Below are 6,000 nucleotides of genomic sequence, written 5' to 3' on the forward strand. Positions count from 1 at the left end.
TGGAGCGACGATTATCCATTGGCCATCTTGCTGATCGCCACGGGATTCAAGCTTTTGGCTTGAGTTTTAGCCGCGACGCCCGGGTGGTGCGCCAGCGCGAGATGACTTCGATTGCCCGATGGATGGAGATTCTCTTGAAGCGATTTTACGACGACGAGGCCAATTCACTTTTCGTACAGTCCTTTGATGCCTTCTATAGCCCCAAGATGCCGCAAACGCCCGTCGAGGACATCGATTTTTACGCAGGGATCGCGCAGAAAGCCGGCGGAAGCGTACTCGAAGTCGGATGCGGAACCGGGCGCGTCGCATTGCCCCTCGCAGAGCTTGGCTTCAATGTTACTGGTGTGGATACCTCGGGGGGCCTGCTTTCAATTGCGGAACGCAAGGCGGCCGAGATACCGATCGCGGCACAACAACGATTGCGATTTGTTCAGCAGGACATGTCAGACCTCCAGCTGGATGAGCAGTTCGCCGCCGTATTGGCACCCTTTCACTCCTTTCAGCACTTGCTCACAAGCGAGCTGCAGATTAGAGCATTGAAGGCCATTCATCAGCATATCCGGCCTGGTGGCCGACTTGTCCTTGATCTTGTCGACCTCCACGTTGACATCTTGTCAGAAAAGCTGGTGCCTCCCCGGTCGCGCTCTGCCGTACATGAGCCAAGCGGACGGCGTTATGTCCGGAATCTCCTAAATACCCGCTATGATCACTTTGCGCAAACACGGCACGATGTCTGGCGCTTTTTGGAAATCGGAAAAGATGGCGAAACATTGCAGGAAGAGACGCGCGAGCTGGTTCTGCGCTGGACGCACCGGTGGGAGCTGCACCATTTGCTGGCGCGCTGCGCCTTTTCGGTTGAGGCGGAGTGCAGCGACTTCCTGCATTCTCCGCCTTGCTATGGCAAAGAGCTACTGGTGGTCGCCAGGGTTTGACTAAAAGCTTAGAAGAATATGACGCGTGCTGAGATAGATCGAGGCTTCTACCACGCCCACGGCAACTTAGCCGCAGGAGCCGCGTAGTGACCGAGATGTTTTCTGGACGTGTCACGGCGAGCAAAGCCGGTCCGGGAGAAGCTCCGCCAGTGGATTTGGCCGCGGCCCGACCCGTCGCACTCTGGCCCGCCACCGTCTGCCACTATCAGCCGCTTATAGAGATGGGGTTCTCTGATCGCGGGGCTCGTCGGTGACCTCGCAGATGAGAGGCAGCTCTATTAAGGTAGTGCGTCAAATACATTGAGGCGCAATGGTGTGCTTGCGTGTCGCGATTAATTGGCCTCATATCCGGCAGCTTTGAAGAAGTTTGTGCATTCGGTTGGATCGAACAGTTGGCAGATATCGCCGAGAGCCTGGCAGAGAGCGTCGAAGGTTCTGGCCGCCTTCTTTCGCAGCCGCGACTTGAGTTTTGAATAGGCCATCTCGATCAGGTTGAGATCTGGCGAGTATGGCGGCAGGAAGAGGAGCCAGGCGCCCCTTTGGCGAACCAGTTGAGTGGCGCGCTCGTTCTAGTGGAAGCCGACATTGTCGAGAATGACGACACCGCCAGGCGAGAGTTGGGGGGCAGTTGCGTTTCGACATAGTGTTCGAAGATAGCGGCGTTCATTGTGCGTTGACGATCCACGGTGCGACAAGGCCGTGACATCGCAGCCCGGCGATAAAGGTCTGCGTTTGCCATTTGCCGAATGGTGCATGCGTCCTGAAGCGCTTGCCCTTCGGCGCCCAGCCGGTGCGTTTGGTCAGCTTGGTGTTGGTCGACGTCTCATCGATGAAGATCAGCCGCGTCAAAGACTTGTTGAAGAAGCGCTTTCGCCGTCCGATCCACAGGTCACGCGCCTGGCGCACGTCAGCCCGCTGCTGCTCGCTGGCCTGCAGAGTTTTTTTATGACTGAGCCCTAGGCGATTAAGCAGACGCCCGACATTGGAGCGGTGCACGCTCACCCCGCGCCCCTGCAGTTCGACGCAAAGCTCATCCAGCGTCAGTTCGCCGGTCTCGGCCAGCCGCGAGCCGACAAACTCGGCATGCGGCTCAAGCTTGCCGCCTCCAACATGACCCTGCCGGCGCGCTTCAAGTGAACCGCTATGCCTGCGCAGCTTGATTAGATTGTTCACGAAGCGAGGCGAAACCCGGAAATGGCGCGCAGCCTCCGCGGTGGCCATGTCCCTCATCGACATACAACTCGCCTACTCAACTCAAGCGGTAGCGGCTTGCCCATCGCGGTCTCCTTTCAAACCGCAATGAATCAGGAACTCAGATCAAGGGGAATCCTGAATCCATTAAGACGCGACACGCTTTTAGTTCGTAAGCCGCACTCTCTTTCTCAATCCGGGAGGTACGGAGCCGCATATTGTTCCCGTTCGCAAGCAGTCGGAAATGGCGTGATCGACCAATTAATTAAATCGACGGCACGCTGTAGTATCGCCGCAGTCTGTGCACGGGTGGGTGAAGCGGCGATGACATGTGCGATCTTGTCTGTGTAGTCGCCTCTCCTGACGATCGGCGTCTCGGGTGTAACAAACAATTTGGCCTGGGCGACACCCGGTACCGCAGCTGCCAGATTGTCGCCATCGATCCAATCGAGGGTACCATCGCGATCAGGAAGTAGGCATTGCACCGTCGCAGTGTGCGAATGCCTTCTGCTCAAGTTCCATTCGTCGCCGATGGCAAGCTTGATGTGTCCGGCGATGAGATCGACACCGTAAGCCAACAGGACTAATTCAGGAACAGGCGAACCCGCAAGACGCGGATTGACTTCAATGACGACTGGTCCACGCTTGGTCCATCGGAGTTCAACGTTCGTTGGTCCCCAGCCAAGGCTCAGAGCTCGCAAACAGCTCAGGGAGACATCGGCGATACGCTTATGCTCGTTGTCAGTCAGCGGTGCCGGACAGGTACACTCACGAAAAACGAAATGCGGTGGAGGGCCAAAGTCGGCGGCGGCAATTCCAACAAGCTCATTTCCCATTATGTCAGCCCAATAGAATGGGCCTTGGGCGAATTCTTCGACAAGTATCCTCGGCGAAGACCGCCATACGTGCTTCCCGCCCAATAAATAGGTCGTATGCTCGGTGAGCTCATCGATATTGCGGCACAATCGGACACCGCGGCTGCCACTGCCGACGGCTGGCTTAACAATCACCGGTAGGCCGATCTCCGCAGCGGAACGTTCTACGTCCCTGGTATTCGCTGCCAAGCGATAACCCGGCACTGGAACGCCTGCCCCAGCCAGGAGTTCACGTTGAGCGAATTTATCGCAGCATCGCTCAATGGACGCGGGATTCGGTCCCGGTAGATCGAAATGCCGGCAGAGCTTGCCGACCGTCGCATAGAACGACTCCGCGGAGGACGTAATGCCAGCGATATCGTAGGCCGCCCGTAGCCGAGAACACTCGCGGATCAGCGCATCAAGACTGTCTGTATCTACATGGATTGCCTCAATGCTTTCCGCCCCAAGATTGTCGTACCGAGCTGGATCGCTCGACAGGATAATTGGATAAAGGCCAAGACGCTGGGCCGCCTGGATATACAGCAGACCTGTGTTTCTTGTGCCTTCAACCAGGATGAGCGCTCTTCTTGCCATGACTGTTGACTCCGACCTTGCGTGCTGTGCGGCGGTCGAGGTAATCGGCATCAGCTTTTTCAGCTGTGCCTGACCTCCGATTTTGTCGTGACATACCATTGTCGAGCGACTTACGGTCGTGAAGTTTATGTAAAGTTATTGGAAGGTTTTGTCCCGGTCAGGTAGCAGCTTGGGGCTAAAGTCGAGGGCGTGGACATTTTCGGCCCTGTCGAATCCCATCAGAGGGAGGCGATCTATGTCGCAGTCTTTTGACGCAAACCGGTCTCTTGTCGCTCTCGAACAGGAACACTCGATCGTCGCCGTCATCAAAATGAGCAAGGCGAAGCGGCTGAAAAATGAGCAAGGCGAAGTGGCTGATTGGCCCGTTCGTTCCGGATTGCAAGCGCCAGCCGCTGAAGAAAATTTATGCCGACGCGCCAAAATTGTTGAAGCTGCTGTAGCGCTGGCGCGACGGAAGCCCGACGGACCGGGCAAGCGGATCGCCGTTGCCCGAGGCGGCCCGCCCCGGCTTTTGGCTGGCGCGGCGGCTGCGGGCGCGCGATATCAAGGCATATGCGATCCACGCTGCCAGGGTTGGGGTGTCGCGTGAGCACCGGCGTGCCAACATAGATCGGCTCGCCACGGAGCTTTTGATGCGCGCCTTCTTGGCTGGCTGCGGGGTGAGAAGCGCCATCGCAGTATATGGCCCGATCTTCCCCAACCTGGCCAGGGACATCGTTCCAACCGGCACGAACCGGCTCTGGGTCTCCGACATAACCTATGTCGCGCTGCCGACCCGCTTCGTCTGCGTCGCAGTCATTCTCGAGGCCTTGTCGCGCATGATCGTCGGCTACGCCATTGGCCGATCGATCGATGCGCGGTTGACGAGGCAGCCTTGAAGGCGGCCATTGAACGGCGCCAGCCGCCGGCCCGCTGAATTCATCATTCCGAGCTCCCAAGGCGGATTCAAGCGGTCGTCGCAACACCTGAACGAAGGAGGTTGCGATGGGCATTGGAAAGCGAAGTTCTGGACGGGCGCCATTGCCGTCGGCGGGACGTCCGCCAGTGGCGGGGCGATCTGAACTCTAGCGATTCTGGTTGGGGATAGCGCAGGGGCTGACCAGCGAAGATGCTGCGCTTGCGGCTGGTATGTCGCAGCCTGTTGGAGCCAGATTGTTCCGACAGGCCGGCGGAACGGCACCAGCGATGTTAGATCTTCCACCAAGCCCCCGTCAGAGCGATGATCGGCGATGGGCCAGGGCTTGGTGCTCGGAGCAGATGGCCCGACGCTTGCCGGGCGACGACTGGATGCTCTGTCTCGATCATCGGTCCAGTATGGGGGCGCTGAAAAGCGTGGCGCGCGCGCCTGGTCCGCCGGATAGGCAACAAGAAAGCCCGAGTGGCCGTCGCCCGCAAACCGGCTGTGATCATGCATCGGATCTGGATCGACGGCAGCGAATTCCGTTGGCCGAAGGAGGAGGCGACCGCGTAATCACCAGCTAAGCATGAAGCAAGATCCGCCTTTTCGGCGGTGAATGTCCCTGCCGGGACGATGGCGTCGGTGAGGGACGCAGCCCTATTTAAGGTATTGCGTCGATTACATTGAGGCACCCACGTCCCGAAACCTAAGGTGCGGTGACCCAGTGTTAACCGCGAAGAAAACCACAGGGCCGGCAGGAACATGGATACGCCGAAAAGGAGCATGCAATCAGCTCCGCGATCAGAGAACCCATGTCTTCCGCAATCCGCTTTCTCTCCATCAGTCCGTCCTTCAATCGAGGCCGGACTCTAATCTCAGATGGAAGACATTGCCCGTCGCAGGTCACCTCAGCACGACACCTGGGCACGTTCTGCAGTGCGGCATCACCACTTACAAAACCACGGCAGATCGAGGTGTCACACTGGCCAGCCAGACATTCAAATAAGTTTATAGAACCTTAACGAATACGAATCGCAGCCTATGGTATGTTCACTGCAAAGTCTCAGGTCACCGGCTGAAAAAGCTAATGTCGTTTATCTCGACCGCTCTACAGCACGCAACGTCGGAGTCGATAGCCAATGGCAAGAAGAGCGCTCATCCTAGTTGAAGGCAGATGGAGTAACGGTCCGTTATATGTCCAAGCGGCCCAGCGTCTTGGTCTTCATCCAATTATCCTGTTGGCTGATCCAGCTAAGTACAACTCTCTTCCGGGGGAAAGCTTTGAGGCAATCCACGTTGATACAGACAATCTCGATGCGCTGATTCGCGAATGTTTCCAGCTGCGTGCGATCCATGACATTGCTGGCATTACCAGCGCCGAGGAGTCGTTCTATGCCACAGCTGGCAAGCTCTGCCGGTATTTCGATCTACCGGGACCGAACCCCGTATCCATTGAACGATGCTGCGACAAATTCGTTCAACGTCAGCTCCTCGCGGAAGCCGGGGTTCCAACACCTGCTTATCGCAT

Annotated in this window: 6 protein-coding genes and 2 pseudogenes; 5 read left to right on the forward strand and 3 right to left on the reverse strand. The window is 57.5% G+C overall.

Annotated elements, in window-relative coordinates:
* The first annotated feature begins 134 nt into the window (after positions 1 to 134).
* The gene (locus tag CK215_RS26365) at positions 135 to 932 is read left to right on the forward strand and encodes a class I SAM-dependent methyltransferase (RefSeq protein WP_170950401.1); all 798 of its coding nucleotides are present in this window, start codon (positions 135 to 137) and stop codon (positions 930 to 932) included.
* Positions 933 to 1,264: 332 nt separating this feature from the next.
* Here CK215_RS26365 and CK215_RS32055 read toward each other — a convergent pair whose 3' ends face one another.
* The 3 genes from CK215_RS32055 to CK215_RS26375 all read right to left on the reverse strand — a co-directional run bounded on the left by CK215_RS32055 (position 1,265) and on the right by CK215_RS26375 (position 3,574).
* Entirely contained in the window at positions 1,265 to 1,483 is a 219-nt protein-coding gene (locus tag CK215_RS32055) for a transposase (RefSeq protein WP_280953091.1), read from the reverse strand.
* Positions 1,484 to 1,595: 112 nt separating this feature from the next.
* Positions 1,596 to 2,153 (reverse strand): hypothetical protein, encoded by a 558-nt coding sequence (locus CK215_RS32060; protein WP_245418817.1) that lies wholly within the window; start codon positions 2,151 to 2,153, stop codon positions 1,596 to 1,598.
* Between the two features lie 161 nt (positions 2,154 to 2,314).
* Positions 2,315 to 3,574, reverse strand: coding sequence for an acetyl-CoA carboxylase biotin carboxylase subunit family protein (locus tag CK215_RS26375; RefSeq protein ID WP_095832636.1), 1,260 nt, complete (start codon positions 3,572 to 3,574; stop codon positions 2,315 to 2,317).
* Positions 3,575 to 3,809: 235 nt separating this feature from the next.
* Between CK215_RS26375 and CK215_RS30960 the strand changes: the two genes are divergently transcribed.
* From CK215_RS30960 to CK215_RS26390, 4 genes and pseudogenes are all read left to right on the forward strand, one after another.
* A complete protein-coding gene (locus CK215_RS30960; protein ID WP_141245537.1) occupies positions 3,810 to 4,163 on the forward strand; it encodes a hypothetical protein in 354 nt (117 codons plus the stop codon).
* Between the two features lie 43 nt (positions 4,164 to 4,206).
* Positions 4,207 to 4,452: a DDE-type integrase/transposase/recombinase gene (locus tag CK215_RS30965; protein ID WP_141245538.1), complete on the forward strand. Its 246-nt coding sequence runs from the start codon at positions 4,207 to 4,209 to the stop codon at positions 4,450 to 4,452.
* A 449-nt stretch (positions 4,453 to 4,901) separates the two neighbouring features.
* Positions 4,902 to 5,045: pseudogene (locus tag CK215_RS32065) on the forward strand (IS110 family transposase); the annotation flags it as partial.
* Between the two features lie 566 nt (positions 5,046 to 5,611).
* Positions 5,612 to 6,000 (forward strand): annotated as a pseudogene (locus tag CK215_RS26390) (hypothetical protein); the annotation flags it as partial.

The sequence above is a fragment of the Mesorhizobium sp. WSM3864 genome, assembly GCF_002294955.1.
GTDB lineage: Bacteria > Pseudomonadota > Alphaproteobacteria > Rhizobiales > Rhizobiaceae > Mesorhizobium.